Source organism: Rugamonas fusca (assembly GCF_014042365.1).
GTDB lineage: Bacteria > Pseudomonadota > Gammaproteobacteria > Burkholderiales > Burkholderiaceae_D > Rugamonas > Rugamonas fusca.
Map to the genome: position 1 here is coordinate 643,761 of NZ_JACEZS010000001.1, position 25,588 is coordinate 669,348.

Here is a 25,588-nt window from a genome sequence, read left to right on the forward strand (position 1 = left end):
AGCCAGAACGCGATGATCGCATATTCTTTTCACTGTTAATTTTCCGCTCATGGCCACTGACACGCGTCGGCTGACGATTCTATCGACCGAGGAAATAGCCGCCCTCTACGACTTACCCAAGTTTCACGATGACGACAGGCAGCTCTACTTCGATTTCAGCGCTGTTGAGCGCGATACGGTGGAGCGCGTCCATACCTCATCGGCGGCGGTGCAGTTGGCGCTGCAGATGGCCTATTTCAAGGCCAAGCGACGATTCTTTGTCTTTGAACCGAATTCGGTCGCTGATGACGTGGCCTATGTCGTCAAGCGCCATTTCGCCAACAAGAAGATTTGCACGCTGAAAGCCCTGTCCAAGCCTACCCGATTGGATCAACAAAAGGTCATCCTGCAACTGTTCGATTACCGCCTGGCTGATCAGACGATCAAAGAAGAGTTGGAGCAAAAAGCACAGCGTTTCGCGATGTTGTCAACACAGCCAATCTACATCATGCGCGAAGTCCTGCAATACTTGGAAAGCCAGCGCGTCGTCATACCAGGTTACAGCTATCTACAGGATATGGTCGGACGTGCCGTCACCTCGGAGCGCAACCGCATCACGGGCCTCCTGGACGCGGCGTTGACACCGTCGGCGCGCGAGCCGTTGGATGCCTTGCTCGAAGCTGACGAAACCATGTACCGGATAAGTGCATTAAAGCGCGAAGCCAAGGATTTCAGCTACAAGGAGTTGCGCCAGGAAGTCGAGCGGCGCCATTTTTTCCAGCCACTGCATGATACGGCGCGCACGTTCCTGGCTACCGCCGGGCTCTCGGCCGAAAGTGGTAAATATTACGCGTCGCTGGTCAAGTTCTATACAGTCTACAGCTTGCGACGCATGGCAACAAAGACAACACGGCTGTACCTGCTGTGTTTTGCGTACCATCGCTTCCGCCAGATCAACGACAACCTGATTGACGCCTTCATCCATTTGGTCCACCAATATGAGAAGCTTGGCAAGCGCGCGGCCGACGAGGCCATGCACAAGGCGATGGAGGACGCAGCCACACATTTGCAGGCGGCGGGCCAAGTGCTCAACCTGTTTACCGACACCACAATATCCGAAGATGTGCCGTTTTCCGCCGTCAAGGTACAGGCGTTCCATTTGCTGGAGCCGGAACAGTTCCCGATCGTGGCGAACTACCTGCGCAATATCGCCTTCGACAAAGTCGGGTTCGAGTGGGCGTACTACACCACCTTGTCGCACCAGTTCAAGCGCAATCTCCGCCATCTGTTTTGCGAACTCGAATTCGCTGGCCGGGTGGAAGACGCGCCACTCCTGAGCGCGGTGCTGGTCCTGCAAGACCTGCTTCGCAACGGGAAGTCGCCGCGCCAAGTCAAACCGTCGCTGTTTCCTATCGAAGTGATTCCAAAGAGCCTGCAGCGCTATCTTTTCGTAAATGCCGAAAAAGATGGTGCCGACCAGCTTGCCGATGGAGACAAGGTGCTGGACGTCGACCGCTACGAATTCCTGTTGTACCGCCTACTGCGCAATGCGCTCGAAGCCGGCAACCTATTTGTCAAGGACAGCGTGGAATATCGTCGCTTCGAGGATGACTTAATAAGCGACGAGCGCTGGGAAAATAAGACGCAAGTCCTTCAGGAAATCGGCGCGCAGATCCTGATCGATCCGATTGAGGATACTCTGGCAGAGATGAAGGCCGATCTGGAAGCGAAGATCGAAGCCGTCAACCAGCGTATCGCCGACGCGGTCAACCAGCACATCAAAATCACTGGCCGTGGTGAAAAGCGACGCTGGCAGTTGTTGTATCCGAGCGAGGACGAGCCCGTCAACAGCCCGTTCTTCGGGAAGCTGCCGGGCGTGGGCGTCGCCGATCTGCTGTGGTTCGTCCATCAACACACCGGGTTCTTAAAGTGCTTCAGCCACGTGCTTGACCGCTACGTCAAGCACGATCCCGATCCGCGCGAACTGCTAGCGTGCATTGTCGCCATGGGGACCAACATGGGGATCGGAAAAATGGCAGAGGTGTCTGGCCTGAATTACGCGTCGCTGCTCAATACGGCGCGCAATTTCCTGCGCCAGGAAACTTTGCATGTGGCCAACGATGCGATCAGCAACGCGATCGCAGTGCTGCCGGCATTCCATCTGTACGACATCCGTGACGACGTGCATTCCAGCAGCGACGGACAGCGAATCGAAACGCAGATCGATACGGTCAACGCCCGCCATTCGCCGAAATACTTCGGACTGCAAAAAGGCGTCAGCGCCTATACGCTGGTCGCGAACCATGTGCCGATCAACGCCAAGATTATCGGCACGCACGAGCACGAAAGCCACTATGTATTCGACTTGTTATACAACAACACGTCTGACATCAAACCAGAGCTGCATTCCACTGATACGCACGGCACCAACCAGGTTAATTTCTGGACCTTGCATGTGTTCGGCTACCAGTTCGCGCCGCGCTACCGCGATCTACACAAGAAAATGGAAAAGTTGGTCGGATTCCAGAATCCAGGGGAGTATGGCGAACTACTGATCAAGCCATCCAGAAAGGTGCCGGAGGATCTGATTATCGCCGAGTGGCCAAATATCCAGCGCATCATGGCGTCGCTCGCGCAAAAAGATGTGACGCAGGCGACCGTCATCCGCAAGCTCAGCAGCTACACGCGCCAGAATCAGACTAAGAAAGCCCTGTGGGAACTGGACAATATACGCAGGACGTTGTACATCCTAGACTTCATTGATGACGCCAGCCTGCGACAAAGCGTGCAAAAGGCATTGAATCGGGGAGAGGCCTATCACAGGTTCCGCAAATCGGTGTCTTACGTCAACAACGGGAAATTCAGGGTCAAGACTGAAGCCGAGCAGAATATTTGGAACGAGTGTTCGCGGCTGATCGCCAACGCCATCATTTATTACAATACGGCGTTACTGTCGAAGGTCTATGAACAGAAGCGCGCGGCGGGGGATATGGAGGCGATAAGGGCGCTGAGCGGCGTGTCGCCAGTGGCCTGGCGCCATGTAAACTTGATCGGCCGATTTGAATTCACGGCCGAGGCACCGCAGCTCGACATCGATGCACTGGCAGCGCGCTACGCCGAACCTGGTTACTGGGATCATGCGTTCGAGGAGGGGGAGGATGGCTCATTAGCCTGAGAATTCAAGCACTTCCGAATACTTTTACCTTTTCGAGGGGATGGGTAGAAATAGCCTATTTGAGCGGATGGAAATGGAAGGCGTTCGATTCGTACAAGGCGCCGAAATAGCGCGCGCTATGGGCGCGCTGCGCGAACTCCGCGCGGCTGATCCGTTGCCATTGCACGCCCAGCTTGTCGGCCATGAAGCGCTGCTGCTCGTCGAGAATGCGGTCGTCGTCGAACCAGTTGGCCAGGTAGATGCCGCTGTGGGTGGCATCGCAGGCGATGCCGTAGCGTTCAATGCGGCGGCGGATGTGATCAAGAGCGTCCAGCGTCAGGCGATAGAGCTGGGCACCCCGGCCATCGCCGGCCGCGTCCAGCAGGCCGCGTTCGCCCAGCGAATAGCCGCCGAAGACAAAACCACCATTGCGTCCCGACGCGCCGTAGCCCACGGTTTCCGCCTCCAGCACGACCACGTGCTTCTCACCCCGCTCCAGCAGGGACAAGGCGGTGGACAACCCGGCGAACCCGCCACCGATCACGCACACGGCAGCCGAAGCGCTGCCCGCCAGCGCGGGCCAGACCGGCGTGCCCGCCGTGGCGCGGTAGAAGTTGTCGCCGGACAGCCGCTCAGTCACGGGGCAGCGTCGGATAATCGGCGATGGTCAGGTCGAAGCCCTCCGCATCGGACACCAGCTGCCCCATGCCGCCATACGGCAGCGTGCAGCGTTCCTTGATGTGGCCGAACGGCAGACCAGTCAGCACCGGGATGGGCAAGCGCTCGCGCAGGAAAGCGAGCATGGTCTCGAAGTCGTAGCCATTGTCGGCCGGGTTGAGCTTGTAGCCAGAGAAGTCACCCAGCACCAGCGCCTGCTGCCCCTCGAACGCCCCCGCGTACAGCAATTGCAGCACCATGCGCTCGACCCGGTACGGGTGCTCGTTGATATCTTCGAGGAAGACGATGCCGCCTTCGATGGGGGCGAACAACGGCGTGCCCAGCATGTGCACCAGCATGGCCAGGTTGCCGCCCCACAGCCGTCCGCGTACGTCGACCCGCGGGTTGTGCTGCGCCGTACCGCGCACCTTGTGCGCGGTACCGCGCACGCAATCCCAGAACTGCTTGAGCGTGTACTCAACCGGCTCGGCGCGGATGAAATCGTCGCACATCATTGGGCCGGCAAAGCTGGCGCGGCCCGTGCGCTTCCACAGGCCCATGTGGAAGGCCGTGAAATCGCTGTAGCCGACGAACAGCTTGCCGCTGTCGGCCATGGCCTGGAAATCGATCTGCGGCAGGATACGGCTTATGCCGTACTGGCCGCGCAATGCCACCACGATCTGGACCTCCGGATCGGCGGCGGCGGCGTTGAGCTGGGCCAGCCGGCCGGCGTCCGTGTCGGCGAAGCGCAGGTGCTTGCGCGAAGAATCGTAATAGTTATGGACGGTGATGCCTTGCGCGCGCAGGCGCGCGATGCCCATCTCCAGCGCGGCGTCGTCGGGTGCGTAGCCGCCCGGCGCTGCGATGGCGATGCCGATGTTCTTGGTGCTCAAAAATAGGTCTCGTTCAGTAGTGGGTGTCGCTGCCGGCCCGCCGGGTGGACGGGAGCTTGTCATTCAGCTCCATCTTACCGTGCAGGTGGGCGTCGATCAAGGCGATCAGCCGCTCGATCAGCTGCGGTGGCAAGTCGTGGCCCATGCCTTCGATCACGTGCATGGAAGCGTTGGGGATGGCCATCGCCGTATCCTCGCCGCAGGCCAGCGGCACCAGCGGATCGGCCGCACCGTGGATCACCATGGCCGGGCAGTTGATGGCCGCCAGCAGCGGCGTGCGGTCGCCGCAGGCGACGATGGCCACCATCTGCCGCGCAATGCCATCCGGACAGGTATTGCGGTCCAGCGCTTGATGGATTTTCGTACGCAGCAGTTTTTCGGGCGTCGGATAGGCCGGGCTGCCGATGGTGCGCAGCGTCTGCACCATGTGCTCGACCACCTGATCACGGTCGCGCGGATCGGCCGGCATGCGCATGATGGCCTTGCGCGCCACCGGCGTCGGTCCCGGCAGGCCGCGCCGGCCGCTGCTCGACATGATGGAAGTGAGGCTCAGTGTGCGCTCGGCATGGCAGGCGGCGAAGATCTGGCCGATCATGCCACCCATCGACACCCCCACCACATGGGCTTTGGGGATGCCCAGGAAATCGAGCAAGCCACGCGCATCATCGGCCATGTCGTGCAGCGTGTAGGGGGACTTGATGGGCCAGCGTACCAGCGACTTGAGCCAGGTCAGCGTCATGCTGGGCGTGCCGTGCTGGCGCAGCTTGCTCGACAGGCCGCTGTCGCGGTTATCGAAGCGGATCACGTAATAGCCCTGCTCCACCAGGCCGTCGACGAAGTCCTGCGGCCAGCTGGTGAGCTGCATGCCCAGTCCCATCACCAGCAGCACGGGCGGATCGTGCGGATCGCCCTGCGTTTCGTAGGCGATGGTGATGCCGTTTGCGAGCGCGGTAGCCACGGCGCCTCCTTCAATATAGGCCGAACAGGGATTGGAACAGCGGTGTGCGTTGCGGGTCCAGGTACAGCAGCTTCTTCAGGCCCGTGTGGCCCTCATGGTCGAAGCGCTTCCATTGCCCTTCCGGCTGCGCCAGCCGGTCAGCGATGGCGTACAGCGCCGACGGGTTGGCGCCCATGCCCACATGGCTGGCATGCACTTCGATGTTTTCGGAACTGGCCGTCTCCTCCTCCATGCTGCAATGCCAGGCGACCACGCCGTCGGTGCGGCTGAAGATGGAGGTGGTCGGCATGGGCGGGCGTTCCCGCAGCGCGGCGAAGCGCTCGGCGTCGATTTCCTTTTCACCCGAGACAAGCTGGTACACGCGCCAGGCATTGGTGGCCTTGTGGCTGCCCGTGAACGGCGAACCGAGCGTGACGACGGTGCGCACGTCATCGGGCAGCATCTTGGCCAGCTCGCGCGCGTACACGCCACCCAGGCTCCAGCCCACCAGGCTGACGGTACGGCCCGTGTCGGCCCGCAGCTGGCGAATTTTCTCCATGCACGCCTCCAGCACGCCGGGCCGGGGGCCGAAGTTCAAACCCTGCTCCCACGCATGGACGGAAAAGCCGCGGTCAGTGAGGAAGTGGCGGATGACGAGCGTGGTGAAATCGCCGGCGGCCAGGCCTGGAAAGACCATCACCGGATGGCCGTCGCCCTGGGGCGCCATGCGCATGAACGGATAGGCGGCCAGCGCGGCGCCCAACTCCCATGGTGCGCGCATCTCCAGTGCCATCCTCAACATGCCCGGTGGGTTGTCGTTTTCCAAAGCTTGTACGGCGGTCTTGCGGTGTCCCATCTGTGCTCCCAGCGATATGGTTTGAGCATACCATTTTTACTGGGAGCATGAAATGGCGCACCGTTGAACGGCGCGCGCGTACGCTTGACCGAAGTCAGCCGGCGTTGGCGGCTTTGCGCGCCTCGGCCGCCGCCGCGCGGCGCGCAGCGAAAAAGCGCTTGAGCATGGCGCCGCATTCGTCGGCCAGCACGCCGCCCACGATGCCCGTGTGATGGTTGAGCTGGACCTGGTCATACAAGTTGACGACGGAACCGCCGGCGCCCGTCTTGGGGTCGGCCGCGCCGTACACCACGCGCGCCAGCCGCGCATGCATCATGGCGCCCGAGCACATCACGCACGGCTCCAGCGTCACATACAGTTCGCAACCGGGCAGGCGGTAGTTGCCCAGCGCCTCGGCGGCGGCCCGCAAGGCGACGATCTCCGCGTGCGCGGTGGGATCGTGGCGGCCGATCGGGCGGTTGTAGCCGCGTGCGACCACCACGCCATCCTTGACGACCACGGCGCCCACCGGCACCTCGCCCTCGTCCCACGCAATCTGCGCCTGCGCCAGCGCCTGGCGCATGAAGTCCATTTCTTCAGGCGTGGCCGCATGCTCCACGACGGCCGTCGTTTCAGGCATCGGTGATCTCTGCCCAGCAGTTCGGGGTTTCATGCAGCACCAGCTTGTGCAGGTGCAGGCCGGTGCCGAAACGGTCCTTGTAGGCGGCTTTCAAAATATCGAAGGCCACCTGGGCCAGGTTTTCCACCGTCGGGATGCGGTCGATCACCACCGTCTTGTGGTTGGGTAGCGTGGCCAGGAATTCACGCACGGCCGTGTCCTTCTCGTACACGAGGAAGGAATGGTCCCACACGTCGACCAGGTGCTCCTTGGCCAGCGCCTTGATGTCGGAAAAGTCCATGATCATGCCATTGTCGGAATTGCCTTCCACGGCGATGACCTGGCCCGTCAGCGTGATTTCCAGCGTGTAGCGGTGGCCGTGCAGGTTGCGGCACTGGCTCTTGTGGTCGGGGATACGGTGGCCTGCGTCGAATTCGAGCTTGCGGGTAATAGTCAGCATTGTTATGGTATTTGTAAGAGTTTATGGGTTTGCAGGCTCAGTTTCCACTGGGGGCGGCGCTTGCAGGTGTCGATCGCGAGCTTGGTGTTGAATTCGGCCAGCGGGCCATCCATGGGCTGCACGAAGAAGTGCTCGAACGCCAGTCCCTCGTAGGCGGCCAGATCCTGGTCCGTCTGCGGGATCACCACCTTGATCTCGTTGCCGCGCTCGACAACCAGCTGCGAACCCATCTTGGGACTGACGCAGATCCAGTCCACGCCCGGCGGCACCGGGATGGTGCCGTTGGTTTCGATGGCGATCTCGAAGCCCGCCGCGTGCATGGCGGCGATCAGCGGCGGATCCAGTTGCAGCAGCGGTTCGCCGCCCGTGAACACCACGTATTTATGCGCAGGATAGCCGGCCGGCCAGTGCGCATCGATGGCCGCGGCCAACTGCGCCGGGGTGGCGAACTTGCCGCCGCCTTCGCCATCGGTCCCCACGAAGTCCGTGTCACAGAACTGGCAAATGGCGCTGGCGCGGTCGCTTTCGCGGCCCGTCCACAGGTTACAGCCCGAAAAGCGGCAGAACACGGCGGGACGCCCCGCATGGGCGCCTTCGCCCTGCAGGGTGTAAAACATTTCTTTGATGCTGTAAGTCACAACGTTTCCTCGACTGACCGGCTGCGTACGGCGCGCAAACTCCGGTTGACAACCCTCCATTATAAGCGAGCCTGAGGCTGCGCAGGAATTTAACGGCGCCCCCGCCTTTTTTGCTTGCCGCGCCGCAAAACTTGACTTTTCACAACGCCCGCCTGGCCTTGCCGCGATATGTTGTCACGGTGCACCAGCCAAATCCCCGCTGTGAAATCCGTATGGAGCATTGCACCCATGAAATACACCGCACCCTCCCTGCATGTCGACCTGATCTCGGCCGGCGCGGTCGTACTCACCATGATCGCGTTGAGCTTGCTGTGGCGCCAGCACCGCCTGCGCGCCGCCATGGCGCGGCTGCAAAGGGCGCTGTTGGCCGAACAGGCAGCGCGGGCCATGGCGGATCAAACCGCGTTCGAACAGCGCGCCGCGTCTGCCAGCTGCTGGCCCAGCAAGATAGCGCGCTGGAAGCGGAGCGCCAGCGCATCGCCCGCGACATCCACGATGACCTGGGACAGAACCTGCTGGCCCTGAAAATGGACCTGGCCATCCTCAGCCGCGGCCAGCCCCGGCTGCAGGCGCAACTGCACCAGCTCGAAGCCCACATCGCCGCCAGCCTGCGTTCGCTGCGCGCCATCATCCACGACCTGCGGCCAGAGGCGCTCGACCACGGCTTGCGCAACGCCATCGAAAGCCAGGTCACCCAGTTCTCGCGCCTGAGCGGCATTGCTTGCCGGCTGCACGCCGACCAGCGCGTCTACAACGCCGCCCCCGGCGCCAAGGTCGATGCGGCGCTGTTCCGGGTACTGCAGGAATCGCTCAGCAACATCGCCCGCCACGCCAACGCCACCCAGGTCGAAATCGCCCTGTGCCGCCAGCCCAGCAGCCTGACCCTGACCGTGACCGACAACGGCATCGGCCTGCCCGCGCGGCCACCCCGGCGCGGCAATGGCCTGGCCGGCATCGCCGACCGCGTGGCGCGGGCCGGCGGCCAGTTCCACGTGGCCAGCCGCCCCGGCCAGGGCACGGCCCTGTCCATGTCGTTCCCGCTCGAACTTGCGCCGCATCAAGGGGAACACGTGTTACCGGAAGCAAAATGACAACCCTCCTCCACGAGCCGGCCGCCATGACCACACTCCATGCCATACCCGTACAAGGATCACCCATGAACAACCTCCAGAAAATCCAGCATGTCATGGAATTCCCGCCAGCCGAGCAGCAGCACGGTTTCGCACTCAAACTGATGGAATTGCTGGTCATCCCCACGTTTGTGATCGATGCCAGCGGCAAGGTGCTGATCTGGAACCGCGCCTGCGAACGGTTGACGGGCGTGCCGGCCTACGAGGTGCTGGGGACAGCCGACCACTGGCGCAGCTTCTATAGCGAGCGCCGTCCCACGCTGGCCGACCTGGTGATCCAGGGGCGCACCGGCGAAGTGCATGCGCTGTACGACCAGCACGCCCACCGCAGCGAAGGCGCCGACAATCTGTGCGCGGAAAACTGGTGCGAGATGCCGCGCGTGGGCAAGCGCCGCTACCTGGCCGTGGACGCCAGCCCCATCTACGACGCCGAAGGCCGGCTGGTGGCGGTGGTGGAAACGCTGCGCGACATGACCGATGAAAAACGGGCCCAGGTGGCGCTGGAACAACTGGCCACGCGCGACGGCCTGACCAGCCTGGCCAACCGCCGCTGCTTCGACGATACCCTGGCGGCCGAATGGCAGCGGGCGCTGCGCCAGCAGCAACCGCTGTCGCTGCTGATGGTCGATGTCGACAACTTCAAGCAATACAACGACGCCTACGGCCACCTCGGCGGCGACGAATGCCTGCAGCGCATCGCCAACGCCGTGGCCAGCGAAATGCGGGCCAACGACCTCGTGGCGCGCTACGGCGGCGAGGAATTCGCCGTGATCCTGCCCAACCAGGCCTTGAAGGGCGCCGCCATCGTGGCCGAGCGCATCCGCTGCCGGGTCGAGCAATTGCACCTTCCCAACCTGGGCAGCGATGCCCACGTGGTCACAGTCAGCATCGGTGCGGCCACCGCCCTGCCCTCCGTGGACACCGATCCCAGCCAGCTGGTGGCGACGGCCGACTCGGCGCTGTACCGCGCCAAGCACATGGGCCGCAACCGCATCAGCCTGCCATTCCAGGAACCCGACACGGCCGCGAGCCGGGCCTGATCAGCCGAACGGATTGGCGACCGTCTTCACGTCCGGCGGCGGCAAGGTGGCGGGCAAGTCCTGGGCCGCGAGCCGCGCCACCACGTCGGTCAGCACCTGCAGCAAGGCGCGCGCATCGCGCAGGCCGGCCTGGTCGGCCATCAAGTCCACGTCGCCGCTGATGGTGATGCGGTCGAGCCGGTTTTCAATGCACAGGTGGCCGATGTGCAGCACGTCAGCCTCGTTGGCATAAGGGACAAATTTTTTCATCACATGCTCCAATCGTCACGTTTATCCTTGCGCGGCTTCACCTTGGGCAGGCGCAGCATGCGCTCCTTGTCGCTGGCCGACAGCGAGGGCAGCAAATTGATCCCGACCCGGCTTTCCAGTTCCGCGATGCTCAGCGTCTCGTACTCGCTGGTGGGCGCGTTGGCGATGAAATATGCCGCCCCGGCGCGCTGGCGCGGGCTGTACACCAGTTTGTACAGGTGGCTGGGCACCAGCACATTGCCGATCTTTTGCAGGTTACCACCAAGGAAGGCCGGGCCCGTGATCACGTACAGGTCGCCCTCTTTCTTCGCCATCTTGCGCACGGCGCCCTCGATACCGGCCCAGATATGGCGGTTATTGTCGCCGTTTTGCGGCACCATGTTGGCCAGCGTGAAGCTTTCGTGCTGGGTTTCGCGGTCGGGCATGTCGCCGTTGGGGGACATGTGGCCCCGGTCAAAGCCACTGCGCGCATAATCGGACAGTTCGGCCCGCTGACTGGCCGGCAGTTGTGGCTCCGCGTGGAAGGAGTTCTCGCGCGACAGGTTCTGGGCTGCGGCGATGTTCTCGGCCGTCAAGTGCTCGGCCGACCACAGCGGCGTGCGGGTGAGGCCCGAATGCATGACGCCGAACACGCCATAGCACAGCTCGCGCGTGGCGGCGTTCATTTTCTCGTTACGGATTTCCGGCGTGCGGCCGTCCACGTAGTGGGCCGGGCAGGCGCCGGCCAGGGCCAGGCTGGAAACGACGGTGCCGCACGCAAAAATGGCGGCGGCCAGGGTTTTCTGAAGCAGACTAGGGTGTTGCATGGTTCCTTCTGGAAAGCGCGAAAAAGTTCAGTGCGGCACTCTATCAGACTGTAGCCATTTGCAACAAACGCCTGGCGTGCGCGGCCAGTTCCACGCGCAGGCGCGGGGGATCGAGAATCTCCAGTTCGAACGGCACAGCCGCTAATTGGCGCGCCAGCCAGGCCAGGTCGTCGGACTGGTTGTGCAGCAGCACCCCGCCCTCGCATTGTTCGAATATGCCTAGGGTTTCCATCAAGGTACGGCGCGCCGTCTCCAGATCGGTCTTCAACAGTACCGTGGCCGAGAATGCGCGCGGCAACGATGCCACCGACAGCCGCAGATGGGCCAGCGCATCGAAACCGGCAGGACGGACGAAGCCGCCCTGTGCCGGCTTGGCCGTCACGATGCGATCGAGCCGGAACGTGCGCACCGCGCCGCGCATATGGCACCAGCCCACGGCATACCAGCCGCCGAGGTAGTACGCCAGGCCGTAAGTATCGACGTCGCGCACCGTGTCGACGCCACCCGAGCGGTAGCGCAACTGCACGCGCTGGCCACGCTGGGCGGCGGCGCTCAGCACCACCAGCGCATCATTATCCTGGGACGCCCGGCCAGTCGCCAGGTCCAGCCTCACCGTCTCATCGAGCGCACTGACGCGCTGCTTCAACCCATCGGGCATGATGCGCGTCAGCTTGGCCTGGGCGCTGGCCACGGCCGGCGCCGCCTCCGCCAGGCCCAGGCTGCGCGCCGCCAGCAAGCCCAGCGACAAGGCCAGCGCTTCGTCGTCCGTGAACATCATCGGCGGCAACTTGAAGCCGGCCACCAGCGCGTAGCCGCCGTGCCGGCCCCGCTCGCTCATGATGGGGATGCCTATCTGTTCCAGCATCACGATGTAGCGCCGCAGCGTGCGGCCATCGACCCCGATCCGGCGCGCCATCTCGGCGCCGCTGATGCGGCCATGGGCTTGCAGCAGTTCCAGCACTGCCAGTACGCGGGTGGTGGGATGGTACATCTGACAAAGATACCAGATTATCAGGGCGGAATCTGCCCTATATAGGCGTTACAGTGGGCCCTCGCTGTACAAACGGTCTATCTGAGGAGCGAACACATGACGCAAACCTATACGCTGTGGCTATATTTTCTGGTGGTATTCGGCGTGGTGCTGCTGCCGGGACTGGACATGGCCTTTGTGATGGGCAGTTCGTTGCTGGGCGGCCGGCGCAGCGGCATGGCGGCGGTGGGCGGCATCATCGCCGGCGGATTCTGCCACCTCTGCATGGGCGCGCTGGGCGTGGCCGTCGTGTTGCAATGGTGGCCGGGCCTGTTCCGGGCCATGCTGCTGGGCGGGGCGCTGTATATCGCATGGATAGGCTGGACCTTACTTGGCGCCAACAGTGTCCTGCTGCCCGCGCCCGCGCAGCAACGCGCGTCGGAAGGCGTGATTTTCCGGCGCGCCATGGTCACCAGCCTGCTCAATCCCAAGGCCTACCTGTTCATGCTGGCCATCTTTCCCCAGTTCCTGCGGCCCGGCCAGGGGCCGCTGTGGGTACAGTCCGGCGTGCTCGGCGCGATCACGGCGCTGACCCAGGCGGGCGTGTACGGCGCCCTCGCCTTTGCCGCCAGCGGTGCCAGTGGCTGGTTCGTCCGTCATCCGGGCGCGGCGGTGGTGGTCGCCCGCTGCATGGGCCTGCTGCTGCTGGCGACGGCCATGCTGAGCGCATACCAGGCCTGGCGCATGGCGTGAACCGGGCGCGCGGCCATAAAAAAGGGCCAGACGCGCAAACGCGCGTCTGGCCCACACTTTTTTTATTGTTGGGAGTCGACGCCGGCACGGATACCGGGTCAGCCTTGGTTTTTCTTGTTATTCCTTGCCTTGCGTTCCGAATTGCAATAAAGAAATCCATATTGGCGGTATGGTAAGACATTAGCGCTCAGTTTAGCGCGATTTTGGCCGGAACTGTCACGAAATCTCACGCTTTGTTCCAAACAACAACAGTTGGCCTCGCGAAGACCGAATCGCCGTCGCAAAGCTATCTGCAAAGTTGAATGTGGCGTAACGGCAAGAAAAGAGGATAATGCGGACACCCCCACTTTAATCGTCACAAGCGGAGTACCATGAAACACAACTATATCAACGGCGCATGGGTCGAAGGAGCAAGCTCTGCCGCCAACATCAATCCCTCCAACACGGATGACGTGATCGGCCACTATGCCCAGGCCGATGCGCAGCAGGCGCAACTGGCCATCGCGGCCGCGGCCGCGGCGGCGCCGGGCTGGGCCTTGTCCAACGTCCAGCAGCGCGCCGACGCGCTCGACAAGATCGGCAGCGAAATCCTGGCCCGCAAGGAGGAACTGGGCACCCTGCTGTCGCGCGAGGAAGGCAAGACCAGGCCCGAAGGCATAGGCGAAGCGGCCCGCGCCGGCGCCATCTTCAAGTTCTTCGCCCAGGAATGCCTGCGCCTGCGCGGCGACAAGCTGCCCTCCGTGCGCCCCAACCTGGAGGTGGAAATCACCCGCGAGCCGGTCGGCGTGGTCGGCATCATCGCCCCGTGGAACTTCCCGATCGCCATCCCGGCCTGGAAGATCGCCCCGGCACTGGCCTACGGTAACTGCGTGCTGCTCAAGCCGGCCGAACTGGTGCCGGGCAGCGCCTGGGCGCTGGCCGAGATCATCAGCCGCGCCGGCCTGCCACCCGGCGTGTTCAACCTCGTGATGGGACGCGGCAGCGTGGTCGGCCAGGCCTTCCTGAACGACCGCCGCGTCAATGCGATCAGCTTCACCGGCTCCGTGGCCACCGGCGGCAAGGTCGCGCAGGCAGCCATGACGCGCATGGCCAAGGTGCAGATAGAAATGGGCGGCAAGAATCCGCTCGTGGTGCTGAACGACGCCGACCTGGCTACGGCCGTCAACTGCGCCGTGCAGGGTTCGTTCTATTCGACGGGCCAGCGCTGCACCGCGTCCAGCCGCCTGATCGTGGAAAAAGGCATCTACCCGGCCTTCGTGGCCGCCGTGAAGGAAAAGCTGGCCGCGCTGACCATCGGCGACGCGCTGGCCGCCGGCACCGATATCGGCCCCGTGGTGGACGCCAGCCAGCTCGAGCAGGACCTCGAATACATCCGCATCGGCCAGGATGAAGGCGCCACGCTGGCCTTCGGCGGCGAACGCGTCGCGTGCGGCACGCCCGGCTTCTTCCTGCGTCCGGCCCTGTTCACCGATTGCAGCAACGACATGCGCATCAGCCGCGAGGAAATCTTCGGCCCCGTGGCCAGCGTGATTCCGGCCGACAGCTACGAACATGCGCTGGCCCTGGCCAACGATACGGAGTTCGGCCTGTCGAGCGGCATCTGCACCACCTCGCTCAAGCACGCCACGCACTTCAAGCGCCACGCGCAGGCTGGCATGGTGATGTTGAACGTGCCGACGGCGGGCGTCGACTACCACGTGCCGTTTGGCGGCACCAAGGGGTCCAGCTACGGTTCACGCGAGCAGGGCACCTACGCCGCCGAGTTCTTCACCACCGTCAAGACCACCTACTGCGGCGTCTGATTTCCCCTGGGGGCAGTGCCAACATTTCTACACGAGCTGGACCGTCAAGCGACTAACGGCCGGGCCCGTGTTTGCATGTTGGCACTGACCCCGCCGGGTGTTTGCCGTCAGCCCAGGCGGCTGTCCAGTTCCTCCAACACGCCTTTGCGTTTCTTGTGCCGCGCTTCGTGCGTGCGCACGCGCCGCAGCTCGGATTGCGACAAGCCGTCCAGCTGCCGCAGCACCTGCTCGGCCGTCAGTTCCTCGTAGTTGGCGATGGGCAGGCTGCGTTCAGGCGCCGTCGCGTGATGGGCCTGTTCCGCTACCGTTTCGCCGGACGCGGCGCGCTGCTTGTTGACGATGCGGGCCGCTACTTCCTCCTCGCGTCCCCGATAGCGGCCTTCCTGCTCGAACTTGTGTTCCAGCTCTTTGTACTCGCGTTCCCGCTTGGCATTCGCTCCTTTTGGCATGATGCACCTCCCTCGCAATGTGCCGGGAAGCCACCATGCTAAGCGATCGACACGCGATCCGGCGCACCGCAGGGCGCCGGCGCGGCCATCACAGCTGGTCGATCCAGGCGGCCAGCTGGGGGGCGCCGAAGGCCGGGTCGGCCACGCTGATCTGGCAACGCAGCACGGCGCCATCGGGCGTCAGCTGCATGGCGTGCCCCCGGCGGCCCAGCCACAACAGGCAGGCCAACCAGGCGGCGTGGGTGGCCGACGGCGCAGCCTGGGTCGGCAAGGCCAGGAATTCCATCAGCGTGGCCGGCTGCACGAACATGCCGCGCGACGGGCCGGTGGCTTCAAAGGTGGGCCCGAAGAATTCAGCCAGCAACAGCAAGACCTGCTCCGGCTCGTTGCTCGGGCAGCGCTGCTCGATGCGGGCCAGCTGGGCCCGCACGGCCTCGCCCAGCGCGGCGCAACGCATCACTTCCGAACCCGTCAGGTCGGAAAAATCGAACATCAGCCAGTCCGGCTCCATGCCCTCCAGTCCCGCGCACACGGCGGCGGCCAGGCTCGCTTCCACGGCCACGTGGGCGCCCCGGTCGCTCAGGCCCGCGCACAGGGTGTAGAGCATGGCGACCCGGTTGGCCAGCGTTTGCCGTTGCCGCACCAGCAGCTTTTCCCGCAGCAGCTGGTTGTGGTCCTTGCGCAGCTGGGCCATGTCCAGCGCCTGCTTGAGCTCCATGCGCAGCGCCGAAATGTCCCACGGCTTCTGGATGTAGCGGTGGATCTGGCCCTGGTTGACGGCTTCCACCGTCTGCTCCAGTTCCGAGTACGCCGTGGTCAGGATGCGCACCACGTGGGGATGCTTGTCCCAGGCGTAGAACAGCAGTTCATTGCCGTTGGCGCCGGGCATGCGCTGGTCGGACACCAGCACGGCCAGCGTGTCCGAATGGGCGTCAAGCAGGCGCTTGCCCTCCTCCACCGATTCGGCCGTGATGACGTTGGCCAGCGCGCCCAGGGCACGCTGGAAATATTTGAGGGCGGTCGCTTCATCGTCGACATACAGAATGGTCGGTGCCTGCGTTGCGGGATCGCTCATACAAGTTCCTTTTCGATTGCTGGGAAATTCAAAGTGACGGTGGTGTAGCGTCCTGGCTTGGATTGCACCATGATATTGCCGCCGAACGATTGCATGATGCGCTGGCAGAATATCAGCCCCCAGCCATTGCCACCGTTATGGGCATGCGTGGTGACGGGATCGACCAGCAGCCGCGCCAGGATCTCGGGCGGAATGCCGGGACCGTTGTCGCTGATACTGATCTGCGGCGTGCCATCGACCAGCACCGTGAAGCGCAAGGCCGCGTCGGCCTGGCCATCGAGCGCGCGCAAGGCGTTGCTCATGATGGACGACAGCACCAGCGCCACGCAATTGGGCAGCGCCTTGACGTTAAAGTCCTGCTGCACGTCGGTGCGTATCATCTGGCGCTGCGCGGGCGTGAGCGGATAGGCGTCAAGCAGCGCAGCCAGCAACTGCGCGGCGCTCTGCCCGCTGCGCGGGGCCGACGGTGGCAGCGCGCCATTGGCCAGCTTGACCGAATCGACGAAACTGCTCAGCACGGACAAGCAATAACGGGCGTTATCCTGCATCAGCGTGGCGGCGTGGCCGATTTCCTCCAGCTGCCGGGCCGGATCATCGCCTGATGCGCGGCGCGCGATGCCGCGCGCGAAATTGCCTATCGTCGCCAGCGGCGTGTTCAACTCGTGCGCCAGGAAGGCCAGCGTTTCCTCGATCGCCAGCAGGTTGTCGCGCCGCGACTGTCGTTCGCGCGCGCGCTCGCTGGCCTGGCGCAGCGCCAGGCGCAACTGGTACAGGTCGAGCGGCTTTTCCAGCACGCGAAACACTTCGGCGCCGTTGATGCTGTCGAGCAGCACGTCCTTGTCCGCGTAGGCCGTCACCATCAGGCACACCATGTGCGGGAAGTGCTGGTTCACGTAGCGCAGCAGGATGCTGCCGACCCGGCCCGGCATGCGGTAATCCGTCACCAGCACGCCGATGCCGTGGCCGGGCGTGGACAGGATGGCCAGGGCCTGGTCCACCCCGCCCGCCGTCACCACCTCATAGTCGTCGGCCATGGCGCGCTCGAAATACTTGCAGGCCAGTTCCTCGTCATCCACGTACAGGATGGCGGCGGCCGGATGGGACGCTGGACGCATCATCGTTGCTCCGTTTCCGCGCGCGGCAAGTCAAAGATCATCTTGGTCCACTCGCCCACCACGCTTTCGGCCAGCAGCACGCCGCCATGCCGTTCGATCACCCGGTAGCTGATGCTCAGGCCCAGCCCCAGACCCTGCCCCACTTCGCGCGTCGTGAAGAACGGTTCGAACACGCGCGCCAGTTGTTCGTCCGGGATGCCGGGACCATTGTCGCGCACGGTCACCAGCAGGCGCTGGCCTGTCCACACGGCCGTGATGGCCAGTTCATGCGGGCGCTTGCCCGCCTTGCGCATGGCCATCACGGCGTTGCTGAACAGGTTGATCAGCACGCCGATGATGGCCGCCTCGTCGCCGCGCACCAGGGTGTCGGCCGGCAGATCGCGCGCCACCTTGATGTCCTTGAGCTCGTGGCCGATCAGGCGGATGGCCGCACCCAGCGCCCGCTCGAACAGGAAGTGGGCGCTCAGCAGGTTGTCGCCGTTCTTGCGGTAGGCGAAGGTCTTCAAATCCGACACGATGTGCTGCACGCGCTGCATGCCTTGCTTGGCGTCGGCCAGGCATTCCGTCAGCAAGGGACTGGTGCGCGCCACCGGATCTTCGGCCGCCAGGTCGATGGCCATCAGGCAGAAGTTGACCGGGTTGTTCACTTCGTGCATCAGGCCGGCAGCCAGCGTGCCCAGCGCCGCCATTTTTTCCTGCTGCAGCATCTGGCCCTTGATCTCGGCCAGGCTCCTGTTGGTCAGTTCCAGCTCGCGGTTCTTCTGCGCCACCTGGGCCTTGAGCTTGAACAGCAGGTAGCGGGCGCGCTCGTTGTAGACCGTGAACACGGCGCTGATGGTGGCCGACATCAGCAGGAACATGGAATTGACAACAAATGGCCCATGCAGCTCGAAACTGACGGGATGGTGCGCGCACGCGGCCGCGTACAGCAGGTAGCTGACGCCGCCGAACACGATGTTCTGCCACAAACCGAACGCCAGCACGATGCCCGACGAGTAGATGGCCAGCGTCAGGCCCGCGTAATAGATGGAGGCGGCGCCCTCGGTGGCGGCGATCATGGCGGCGATCATGATCTGCGGCAGCAGCAGCCAGCCGAACGTGAGCCACTGGCTATTGTGCTTGCCCCATTCCGTGCGCATGCCGCACAGGATGACGGCCATCAGCGCCGACGCCAGCAACCGCCAGCCGGCGAACGCGGCCTGCCATTCCGGGTACATGGCGTGGTCCAGCCCCACGCCCAGCAACACCAGCACGATGCCCGTGCGCAGGCCGGCCCGGCTGAATTCCAGCCGAAAGTGGCGCAAGGCCGTCTCGTAGCTCTCCTCGGGCGCCAGCACCACACCGTCCGGCAGACGGGCCGTCATGCGATGCGCACTTCCGCGAACAGGTTGACGCCGGTGGCGTCCACGTAGATCTTGCGCTCGCGCGATTGCGGCGGCAGCAGTTTTTCCAGGCCCGCCTCGTCGCGGTAGATCAGATGCCATTCCAGCAAATGCTCCATGCCGAACTTGCCGGGATTATCGGAGTGCACATTGGTCACCAGCAGCTTGCCGCCGGGCCGCAGGCGGCTCGCGAAGTGGGCCATCAGGCGCGCGCACACCTTGTCGGACAGGTAGTCGAACAGGCCGGCGCAGTAGACGGCGTCGAATTCGCAAGTACGTTCGCCGGCCGGGCCGGCACGTCGCTTGAGCAGGTTGTGGACGGAATCCTGCACGTAGTGGATCTCCACCGGCCGCGCGCTGCGGGCCGCCCGCCTGGATAGCTGGCCGCGGGTCCAGTCCAGCGTCTCGGCGCTGAAGTCGAGCAGTTCAAACTGGAGCAGATGGGGATCGGGATAGCTGTCGAGGAAGCGCTGGATTTCCACGGCCGGACCGCAACCGATGTTGAGGATGCGCATGGGCCGCCCCAGCTGGCGCGCCTCGTCGGCCAGGCCCTTGAGGAAGCCGACCAGGATGTCGATGCGGTTGCGGTGCGCGGCTGCCACGGCCGCTTGCAGGAAGGCCGTGTTGACGATCTGGAAGTAGGTGCTCGGGCCCTGGCGCGGATCGTCCAGGATCTGGTTCACCATCTGGTAGTCGCCCGCGTAACCGAGCGGCTTGGTGTAGGTGCGGAACACGAAGGGCGCGCGCAGGATCAGCGGATGCAGCGCCGACTGGCAGAAGGCCCGGTGGGCCGGCGCCAGTTCCGGCGCGATGATGGCGGCCTCGCTCTCCAGCCGCTCCAGGTAGGACAGGGTCTTGTCCATGAACGGGCTGGCCAGTTCGTAGAACAGGTCCTCGCGCAGCATGCCGTCCACCTTGGGCAGGTTGCCGGCCAGGTCCACCTGGTCCACCCAGCGCGACACGTCCGACAGGAAGGCACGCATTTCGTTGACCACGGCCTGGTAGTCGCGGCCGATGCGATAGCGTTCGCTCCATTCGCGCACGAACCCGGCCGCCTCCGCGCCGACGGCGCCCGGCACCAGCGTCAGGTCGCCCAGCTCGCACCACTCGTCCACCAGGGTCAGCGACACCACGGCCGTCAAGCCCGTGTTGACCACGCTGACCACCAGCGCCCGGCCGCAGTAGGCAACGCGGGTGCCGATGCGTACGGTGAGTTCGGAGAGCACCTCACTAACTTGCAATATGAAATCTGGATTGTAGATTTCCATCACCAGCGCCATGCGCTGCACGTTGATCAGGGTGCCCCGCACGGCCTCGCCCTGCGCATTGCGGAAACTGACCAAAGGATCGATTTGCGATTGTGAATACACGGTTCGGCGTCTTCAAATGGCCGGCGGGCCGCAGCGGCAAGCCGGCGGGGTTAAAGCCAGGCCGGCACCGGCAACGCCACCGGCCACCCGCCGCTCTTGTTTTGCACACATCCTTTGCACGCATCCAGGGCACGCACTGCCGTGCATTGCGGGTCGAGTGTACATGGCAGTGAAATATTCAGCAACATTTCATTCCCGCCAGATATGTTGTTTTTCTATCTTTTAGTGCAGCAATTCTAATAAGAAATATTTCTTGATTCACAAGAAGCGCGCACTGCTACACTGCCCGCACCCGGAGGAGACGCCGGGCCCGACCAACCGTCCCTGGACGCCCGATCACACGCCGCGCCAGGGCCTGAGAAGAAAAACAATGCCATGAACATCGCAAACATCAAGATCGGCCATCGGCTGACAATCGCTTTTTCCCTCACCACGATCATGCTGGCGGTGGTGGTCGCGCTGGGCGCGTCGGCCCTGCGCACGACGGCCGAGGCAATCGACCGCACGGAACATGAACGGGCGCGCCAGATCGCCCTGCTGCACCAGGCCAGGGACGACGTGGCCGGCCAGGCGCGCGCGCTGGACCAGCTGCTGCGGGCCGACGTGGCCAGCGAAGACGGCGCGGCCGCGCGCGACGCCGCGCACGGCGCGCGCGTGGCCAGCACCGTCATGATCGCGCTGGGCCTGGCTGGCGGCTTCATGAGCCTGCTCACGGCATGGATCATCACGCGCGGCATCGTGGGACCGATCAACCATGCCGTCAAAGTGGCGCGCACGGTGGCCGGCGGCGACCTGAGCTCGCGCATCGAGATCCGCCGCGCCGACGAGATCGGCCAGTTGTCGGCCGCCCTCAAGGAGATGAACCACAGCCTGGTCGGCATCGTGCGTGAAGTACGGGGCAGCACGGACGCCATCGCCACTGCCTCGGCCGAGATCGCCACCGGCAACCTCGACCTGGCCGAACGCACGGAACGCCAGGCCGGCGCGCTGGAGGAGACGGCATCGGCCATGGCGCAGCTGACCTCCACCGTCAAGCGCAACGCCGACCATGCGCAGCAGGCCAACACGCTGGCCCAGTCCGCCTCGGACGTGGCCGGCCAGGGCGGCGCCGTGGTGGCGCAGGTGGTCGACACCATGGCGTCCATTAATGCCTCGGCGCGCAAGATCGTCGACATCATCGCCGTCATCGACAGCATCGCCTTCCAGACCAATATCCTGGCCCTGAACGCGGCCGTGGAAGCGGCCCGCGCCGGCGAACAGGGGCGCGGCTTCGCCGTGGTGGCCAACGAAGTGCGCAACCTGGCGCAGCGCTCGGCGGCCGCCGCGCGCGAGATCAAGACCCTGATCGGCGACTCCGTGGATCAGGTGGACGCCGGCGCCCGCCTGGTCGACGCGGCCGGCCACACCATGGGCGAGATCGTCGCCAGCGTGCGGCGCGTGACCGACATCATGGGCGACATCGCCAGCGGCAGCCAGGAACAACTGGCCGGCATCGAGCATATCAACGCGGCCGTGAGCCAGATGGACCAGGGCACGCAGCAGAACGCGGCGCTGGTGGAACAGGCCTCGGCGGCGGCGGCCACCATGCGGGAGCGGGCGCGCCACCTGTCGCACGCCGTCGACCAGTTCCGCCTCGATGGCGCCGATGATCGCGCCGGCGGCGCGCCCGCCCCGGCCAGCGTCAGCGCCCTGCCCCGCCAGCGCCCCAAGCGCATTGCCGCGCCCGTACCCGTGGCGCCGCAGGCGCCGGGACAGGCAGCCCGCAAGGTGGCCAATGGCGCCGACGAGGACCAGTGGCAGGCGTTCTGACCGGCGTTGGCGCGGGCGCCGCGCTTGGACGGGCGCGCCCGCGTGTGCAATACTCACGCTGTAAACCACCACCGGCTTCCTATGCTCTCCAGCGTCCCTCTCATCCGCAGCCTCAAATTCCGCATGACGGCTGTGGTGGTGGCGCTTGTGCTGGCGGCCACCGTGATCGTCACTTCGCTGGCCCTGCTGCTGGCAGAACGGGACATGGAGGCGGTGATCGGCGACCAGCAATTCGCGCTGCTGTCGGCCGCCGCCGCCAACATTGATTCCCAGCTCGAGGCCAAGCGCACGCTGCTGGCCAGCCTGGCCGACGCCATGCCGCCCGACCTGAGCGACCATCCCGAACGCATGCGCCAGTTCATCGAGCAGCATCCCACGGTGCGCGCCGCGTTCCTGAACCTGGTCACCTACGACCGCAAGGGGGTGTTGCGCCACACGGCGCGCAGCGGTATCGCCACCTTGCCGTTGACGCAAACGGCCAAACAATTCTTCGAACAGGCGCTCGCCTCGCGCGGAAGCATCATTTCCGAGCCATTCAAAAGCACGGTGACGGACCTGCCCGTGGTGCTCATCACCCAGCCCGTGCTGGACGAAACGGGCGCCGTGGCCATGGTGCTGGCCGGCAGCATCGACCTGGCCAACGCCTCCTTCCTGGCGCCCGTCAGCGCCCAGCGACCCGGCAAGACGGGCTTCATGTACATCATGACCAGCAAGGGCATCCTGGTCAATCATCCCAACCGGGCCCGCCTGCTGCAGCACATTAACGCGCGCCCTGGCGTCAACCGCGCCACGCAAATGGCGCTGCAAGGCTTCGAAGGCTGGACCAACGCCGCCAACAAGGATGGCAGCGAAGGCATTTATTCGTACAAGCGGATTCCGGCGGCCGACTGGATCCTGGGCGCCCGCTTCCCCACCGACGAAGCGTTCGCGCCCATGATCGTGATGCGGCGCCACGCGGTCCTGGCCTCGACCCTGTTCGCCGCGCTGGCCGGCGCCATCGGCTGGGTCGCCATCCTGGGCCTGCTGCGCCCGCTGGGCCGGCTGCGCCGCAACATCGCCGATATCCGCAGCGGCAAGGCCGGCATCGACGTGCTGCAGCGGCGCCGGCGCGACGAGATCGGCGAACTGAGCTCCGCCTTCCACGTCCTGATGGCCGAGCGCGAGGCGGCGCTGGAATCGACGCGCGAGAGCGAATCGCTGATCCGCAATATCCTGGAGCAGGCGCCGGACGCCTTCATCAGCTGCGACGCCAACGGCATCGTCACGGAATGGAACGCCCAGGCGGAAAAGAGCTTTGGCTGGAGCCGCACGGAAGCGGTGGGACAGGATGTGGCGGAGCTGATCATTCCACCGGCCATGCGCGCCGAACACCGGGACGGCATGGCCCGCTTCGCCAAGGGCGGCACGGGCCCCGTGCTCAATTCGCGGATGCGGCTGACGGCGCGCCACCGGGGCGGCCACGACGTGCCCGTCGAACTGTCGGTGCGGGCCCTGCGCCACGGCAGCGACTACTACGCCACCGCCTTCCTGCACGACATCACGGAACGGCTGGTGTACGAGCAGCAGATCGCCGCCAGCGAGAAGCGCTCGCGCATGATCGCCGATAACATGCCGGCCATGATCGCCTACGTGGACGACAAGCTGCGCTACCGCTTCACGAACGAACACTTCCGGCACCTGATGGGCATCGACCCCAACGCGCTGCTGGGCCGCACCTTCGGCGACACCTTTGGCGAGGCTTTCCGCGAACGCCTGCGCCCCTACTACGAGGCGGCGCTGCGGGGCGAGCGCGTGCACTACGAGCGCGAAGGCCACGAAACGGGCCGCGCCATCCAGCTCATGGTGGACATGATCCCCGACCTGCGCGCCGATGGCAGCGTGGCCGGCTTCTACCTGATGGCGCTCGACATCACGGAGCGCAAGAACGCGGAGCTGACCCAGGCGGCCAGCGAGAAACGTCTCAAGCTGCTGACCGATAACCTGCCGGTGCTGATCTCCTACGCCGACCGCGAGCGCCGCGTCCAGTTCCTGAACGCGACCTTCCAGGACTGGTTCGGCATCGATCCGGCCAGCAGGCTAGGCCGCCCGCTGGCCGAAATCATCGGCCGCGACCATTACCGCAACGCCGAGGAGCACCTGGAGCGCGCCTACCTGGGCCATCACGTCACGTACGAGCTCAAGGCCCGCATCACGGGCAGCATGCACACGCTGGAGACGACGTTCGTGCCGGAAGTGCTGGCCGACGGCGGTGTGGCCGGCGTCTATTCGCTCACGCACGACACCACCCGCATGAAGGAGATCGAGGAAAGGCTGATCCACCTGGCCCGCATCGACACCCTGACGGGCATCCCCAACCGCCTCATGTTCGAGGAACTGCTGCAACTGGCGATTGGCCGCGCGCGGCGCAACCGGCAGCCCGTGGCGCTGGCCTACCTGGACGTGGACAACTTCAAGGCCATCAACGACAGCCTGGGGCACGGCGGCGGCGACACCGTGCTCAAGGAGTTCGCCACCCGGCTGGTGGGCAATGTGCGCGCCACGGACACCGTGGCCCGGCTGGCCGGTGACGAATTCGTCATCATCTTCGAACAGGTCAACGATCCCGACGAGGCGGGCCGGCTGGCGGCCAAGATCGTCGAGGCCATCCGGCCCGACTTCACGGTGGCGGGCCAGCCACTGGCCGTGACCACCAGCGTGGGCGTGGCCCTGCACCTCGGTGGCGAGCAGACCCCGGCCGAACTGGTGGCGCGCGCCGACGGCGCCCTGTACGCGGCCAAGCGGCGCGGCCGCAACTGCCACGTCGTGGCCCAGCAGCCGTAGCGCTGGCAGCCTCTAGCGCGCCAGCGGATTGGGCGTCGGCTCGGCCACCTTGACCAGCAGGTTCTTGTCCATGTGGTGGAACGGTTCGTCCTGGCCGCGGATCTGCATCACCGTATCTTCCTCGTAGCCCCAGGTGCCATCGTCATGGATGGTGACCTTGATGCGGTATTCCGTCGTCTTGAAGCCGTATTCGAGGAAGGGATTGGAGCAGATGCCGTAGGTGTCCTGTTCGCGGCGCGCCACCAGCTCGAAGCTCCTGGCATCGGGCGCCGCCTGGCCGGAGGCCATGGCGATCTGGCCGCGCGGGATGGCCAGGGTCTGGATCACGGTGCCGGTGGCCGGTTCCCACAGCCAGTAGCCCACCTGCTCGTGGTAGGTCTTGACCTGTTCAGGCTTGGTAATCAGGATCAGGTAGCGCAAGCCGTAGAACAGCTGCGGCCCGTTGGTGACAGGATCAATCGGCTGCAACTCGATACGCTCGACGAACGCCTGCTTGCGCGGACCGTCGGCCTTGGGCTTGATGTCCAGCCCCCGCTTGCCTTCCCAGACGCCAGCCATGGGCCGCAGCGGCCCCAGGTTTTCCAGCGTACGGATGTCGATGTTGGACGGTTCGGTGTAGATATCCTGCGAGAATTCGCTCATGCCT

General features: G+C 64.6%; 24 protein-coding genes. 8 read left to right on the top strand and 16 right to left on the bottom strand.

Annotated elements, in window-relative coordinates; genetic code table 11:
* Nucleotides 1-49: 49 nt before the first annotated feature.
* Nucleotides 50-3,154, top strand: a complete 3,105-nt coding sequence (locus H3H36_RS02800) for a Tn3 family transposase (protein ID WP_182213725.1) — start codon at nucleotides 50-52, stop codon at nucleotides 3,152-3,154.
* Between the two features lie 55 nt (nucleotides 3,155-3,209).
* Here the strand turns inward: H3H36_RS02800 and H3H36_RS02805 are convergent, their stop codons facing one another.
* From H3H36_RS02805 to queE, 7 genes are all read right to left on the bottom strand, one after another.
* On the bottom strand, nucleotides 3,210-3,773 hold the full coding sequence (locus H3H36_RS02805) for an NAD(P)/FAD-dependent oxidoreductase (RefSeq protein ID WP_311196564.1): 564 nt from the start codon (nucleotides 3,771-3,773) through the stop codon (nucleotides 3,210-3,212).
* Nucleotides 3,766-4,683 carry a muramoyltetrapeptide carboxypeptidase gene (gene ldcA / locus H3H36_RS02810; RefSeq protein ID WP_182213727.1) on the bottom strand — a complete coding sequence of 306 codons (918 nt, stop codon included), beginning with the start codon at nucleotides 4,681-4,683 and terminating at the stop codon, nucleotides 3,766-3,768. Before ldcA ends, H3H36_RS02805 begins: the two co-directional genes overlap by 8 nt.
* A gap of 13 nt (nucleotides 4,684-4,696) precedes the next feature.
* Entirely contained in the window at nucleotides 4,697-5,641 is a 945-nt protein-coding gene (locus tag H3H36_RS02815) for an alpha/beta fold hydrolase (RefSeq protein WP_182213729.1), read from the bottom strand.
* Between the two features lie 10 nt (nucleotides 5,642-5,651).
* Nucleotides 5,652-6,476 (bottom strand): esterase/lipase family protein, encoded by an 825-nt coding sequence (locus H3H36_RS02820; protein ID WP_229219669.1) that lies wholly within the window; start codon nucleotides 6,474-6,476, stop codon nucleotides 5,652-5,654.
* Nucleotides 6,477-6,570: 94 nt separating this feature from the next.
* A complete protein-coding gene (tadA, locus tag H3H36_RS02825) occupies nucleotides 6,571-7,095 on the bottom strand; it encodes a tRNA adenosine(34) deaminase TadA (protein WP_182213731.1) in 525 nt (174 codons plus the stop codon).
* On the bottom strand, nucleotides 7,088-7,534 hold the full coding sequence (gene queD, locus H3H36_RS02830) for a 6-carboxytetrahydropterin synthase QueD (protein WP_182213734.1): 447 nt from the start codon (nucleotides 7,532-7,534) through the stop codon (nucleotides 7,088-7,090). The genes tadA and queD overlap by 8 nt, the downstream gene beginning before the upstream one ends.
* Before the next feature lie 2 nt (nucleotides 7,535-7,536).
* On the bottom strand, nucleotides 7,537-8,172 hold the full coding sequence (queE, locus tag H3H36_RS02835) for a 7-carboxy-7-deazaguanine synthase (RefSeq protein WP_182213737.1): 636 nt from the start codon (nucleotides 8,170-8,172) through the stop codon (nucleotides 7,537-7,539).
* A 228-nt stretch (nucleotides 8,173-8,400) separates the two neighbouring features.
* Here queE and H3H36_RS26850 point away from each other — a divergent pair, with 228 nt between their 5' ends.
* The 3 genes from H3H36_RS26850 (at nucleotide 8,401) to H3H36_RS02845 (ending at nucleotide 10,342) form a co-directional block, all read left to right on the top strand.
* Nucleotides 8,401-8,697, top strand: coding sequence for a hypothetical protein (locus H3H36_RS26850; protein WP_229219708.1), 297 nt, complete (start codon nucleotides 8,401-8,403; stop codon nucleotides 8,695-8,697).
* Entirely contained in the window at nucleotides 8,694-9,263 is a 570-nt protein-coding gene (locus tag H3H36_RS02840; protein WP_229219704.1) for a sensor histidine kinase, read from the top strand. Before H3H36_RS26850 ends, H3H36_RS02840 begins: the two co-directional genes overlap by 4 nt.
* A gap of 65 nt (nucleotides 9,264-9,328) precedes the next feature.
* A complete protein-coding gene (locus tag H3H36_RS02845) occupies nucleotides 9,329-10,342 on the top strand; it encodes a sensor domain-containing diguanylate cyclase (RefSeq protein ID WP_182213739.1) in 1,014 nt (337 codons plus the stop codon).
* Here H3H36_RS02845 and H3H36_RS02850 read toward each other — a convergent pair whose 3' ends face one another.
* The 3 genes from H3H36_RS02850 to H3H36_RS02860 are packed head-to-tail and all read right to left on the bottom strand — an operon-like array spanning nucleotide 10,343 to nucleotide 12,388.
* A complete protein-coding gene (locus H3H36_RS02850; RefSeq protein ID WP_182213742.1) occupies nucleotides 10,343-10,591 on the bottom strand; it encodes a hypothetical protein in 249 nt (82 codons plus the stop codon).
* Nucleotides 10,591-11,397, bottom strand: coding sequence for a DNA/RNA non-specific endonuclease (locus tag H3H36_RS02855; RefSeq protein ID WP_182213744.1), 807 nt, complete (start codon nucleotides 11,395-11,397; stop codon nucleotides 10,591-10,593). The genes H3H36_RS02850 and H3H36_RS02855 overlap by 1 nt, the downstream gene beginning before the upstream one ends.
* 43 nt (nucleotides 11,398-11,440) lie before the next feature.
* Nucleotides 11,441-12,388 carry a helix-turn-helix transcriptional regulator gene (locus tag H3H36_RS02860; RefSeq protein ID WP_182213746.1) on the bottom strand — a complete coding sequence of 316 codons (948 nt, stop codon included), beginning with the start codon at nucleotides 12,386-12,388 and terminating at the stop codon, nucleotides 11,441-11,443.
* 96 nt (nucleotides 12,389-12,484) lie between these two features.
* On the opposite strand from H3H36_RS02860, the gene H3H36_RS02865 reads away from it, so the two are divergent.
* Nucleotides 12,485-13,120 (top strand): LysE family translocator, encoded by a 636-nt coding sequence (locus tag H3H36_RS02865; protein WP_182213748.1) that lies wholly within the window; start codon nucleotides 12,485-12,487, stop codon nucleotides 13,118-13,120.
* Between the two features lie 371 nt (nucleotides 13,121-13,491).
* Nucleotides 13,492-14,922 (top strand): aldehyde dehydrogenase family protein, encoded by a 1,431-nt coding sequence (locus H3H36_RS02870; protein WP_182213750.1) that lies wholly within the window; start codon nucleotides 13,492-13,494, stop codon nucleotides 14,920-14,922.
* A 107-nt stretch (nucleotides 14,923-15,029) separates the two neighbouring features.
* Here H3H36_RS02870 and H3H36_RS02875 read toward each other — a convergent pair whose 3' ends face one another.
* The 5 genes from H3H36_RS02875 to H3H36_RS02895 all read right to left on the bottom strand — a co-directional run bounded on the left by H3H36_RS02875 (nucleotide 15,030) and on the right by H3H36_RS02895 (nucleotide 20,313).
* On the bottom strand, nucleotides 15,030-15,371 hold the full coding sequence (locus tag H3H36_RS02875; RefSeq protein WP_182213752.1) for a hypothetical protein: 342 nt from the start codon (nucleotides 15,369-15,371) through the stop codon (nucleotides 15,030-15,032).
* An 88-nt stretch (nucleotides 15,372-15,459) separates the two neighbouring features.
* Nucleotides 15,460-16,446, bottom strand: a complete 987-nt coding sequence (locus tag H3H36_RS02880) for a response regulator (RefSeq protein ID WP_182213755.1) — start codon at nucleotides 16,444-16,446, stop codon at nucleotides 15,460-15,462.
* A complete protein-coding gene (locus tag H3H36_RS02885; protein ID WP_229219671.1) occupies nucleotides 16,443-17,564 on the bottom strand; it encodes a hybrid sensor histidine kinase/response regulator in 1,122 nt (373 codons plus the stop codon). The genes H3H36_RS02880 and H3H36_RS02885 overlap by 4 nt, the downstream gene beginning before the upstream one ends.
* Complete coding sequence (locus H3H36_RS02890; protein WP_182213757.1) at nucleotides 17,561-18,925, bottom strand: sensor histidine kinase; 1,365 nt, start codon at nucleotides 18,923-18,925, stop codon at nucleotides 17,561-17,563. Before H3H36_RS02890 ends, H3H36_RS02885 begins: the two co-directional genes overlap by 4 nt.
* Nucleotides 18,922-20,313 (bottom strand): class I SAM-dependent methyltransferase, encoded by a 1,392-nt coding sequence (locus H3H36_RS02895; RefSeq protein WP_182213760.1) that lies wholly within the window; start codon nucleotides 20,311-20,313, stop codon nucleotides 18,922-18,924. Before H3H36_RS02895 ends, H3H36_RS02890 begins: the two co-directional genes overlap by 4 nt.
* Before the next feature lie 375 nt (nucleotides 20,314-20,688).
* Here H3H36_RS02895 and H3H36_RS02900 point away from each other — a divergent pair, with 375 nt between their 5' ends.
* Both H3H36_RS02900 and H3H36_RS02905 read left to right on the top strand, forming a co-directional pair.
* Nucleotides 20,689-22,122: a methyl-accepting chemotaxis protein gene (locus H3H36_RS02900; RefSeq protein ID WP_182213762.1), complete on the top strand. Its 1,434-nt coding sequence runs from the start codon at nucleotides 20,689-20,691 to the stop codon at nucleotides 22,120-22,122.
* 123 nt (nucleotides 22,123-22,245) lie between these two features.
* Entirely contained in the window at nucleotides 22,246-24,942 is a 2,697-nt protein-coding gene (locus tag H3H36_RS02905; RefSeq protein ID WP_182213765.1) for a sensor domain-containing diguanylate cyclase, read from the top strand.
* A 12-nt stretch (nucleotides 24,943-24,954) separates the two neighbouring features.
* Here the strand turns inward: H3H36_RS02905 and H3H36_RS02910 are convergent, their stop codons facing one another.
* The gene (locus tag H3H36_RS02910) at nucleotides 24,955-25,584 is read right to left on the bottom strand and encodes an FABP family protein (RefSeq protein ID WP_182213767.1); all 630 of its coding nucleotides are present in this window, start codon (nucleotides 25,582-25,584) and stop codon (nucleotides 24,955-24,957) included.
* Nucleotides 25,585-25,588 lie beyond the last annotated feature (4 nt).

Coding starts and splice junctions, on each gene's coding strand:
- H3H36_RS02800 (WP_182213725.1), top strand. CDS start 50: ATGGCCACTGACACGCGTCGGCTGACGATTCTATCGACCGAGGAAATA.
- H3H36_RS02820 (WP_229219669.1), bottom strand. CDS start 6,476: ATGGGACACCGCAAGACCGCCGTACAAGCTTTGGAAAACGACAACCCA.
- tadA (WP_182213731.1), bottom strand. CDS start 7,095: ATGCCTGAAACGACGGCCGTCGTGGAGCATGCGGCCACGCCTGAAGAA.
- queD (WP_182213734.1), bottom strand. CDS start 7,534: ATGCTGACTATTACCCGCAAGCTCGAATTCGACGCAGGCCACCGTATC.
- H3H36_RS26850 (WP_229219708.1), top strand. CDS start 8,401: ATGAAATACACCGCACCCTCCCTGCATGTCGACCTGATCTCGGCCGGC.
- H3H36_RS02845 (WP_182213739.1), top strand. CDS start 9,329: ATGAACAACCTCCAGAAAATCCAGCATGTCATGGAATTCCCGCCAGCC.
- H3H36_RS02850 (WP_182213742.1), bottom strand. CDS start 10,591: ATGAAAAAATTTGTCCCTTATGCCAACGAGGCTGACGTGCTGCACATC.
- H3H36_RS02855 (WP_182213744.1), bottom strand. CDS start 11,397: ATGCAACACCCTAGTCTGCTTCAGAAAACCCTGGCCGCCGCCATTTTT.
- H3H36_RS02860 (WP_182213746.1), bottom strand. CDS start 12,388: ATGTACCATCCCACCACCCGCGTACTGGCAGTGCTGGAACTGCTGCAA.
- H3H36_RS02865 (WP_182213748.1), top strand. CDS start 12,485: ATGACGCAAACCTATACGCTGTGGCTATATTTTCTGGTGGTATTCGGC.
- H3H36_RS02870 (WP_182213750.1), top strand. CDS start 13,492: ATGAAACACAACTATATCAACGGCGCATGGGTCGAAGGAGCAAGCTCT.
- H3H36_RS02875 (WP_182213752.1), bottom strand. CDS start 15,371: ATGCCAAAAGGAGCGAATGCCAAGCGGGAACGCGAGTACAAAGAGCTG.
- H3H36_RS02880 (WP_182213755.1), bottom strand. CDS start 16,446: ATGAGCGATCCCGCAACGCAGGCACCGACCATTCTGTATGTCGACGAT.
- H3H36_RS02885 (WP_229219671.1), bottom strand. CDS start 17,564: ATGATGCGTCCAGCGTCCCATCCGGCCGCCGCCATCCTGTACGTGGAT.
- H3H36_RS02890 (WP_182213757.1), bottom strand. CDS start 18,925: ATGACGGCCCGTCTGCCGGACGGTGTGGTGCTGGCGCCCGAGGAGAGC.
- H3H36_RS02900 (WP_182213762.1), top strand. CDS start 20,689: ATGAACATCGCAAACATCAAGATCGGCCATCGGCTGACAATCGCTTTT.
- H3H36_RS02905 (WP_182213765.1), top strand. CDS start 22,246: ATGACGGCTGTGGTGGTGGCGCTTGTGCTGGCGGCCACCGTGATCGTC.
- H3H36_RS02910 (WP_182213767.1), bottom strand. CDS start 25,584: ATGAGCGAATTCTCGCAGGATATCTACACCGAACCGTCCAACATCGAC.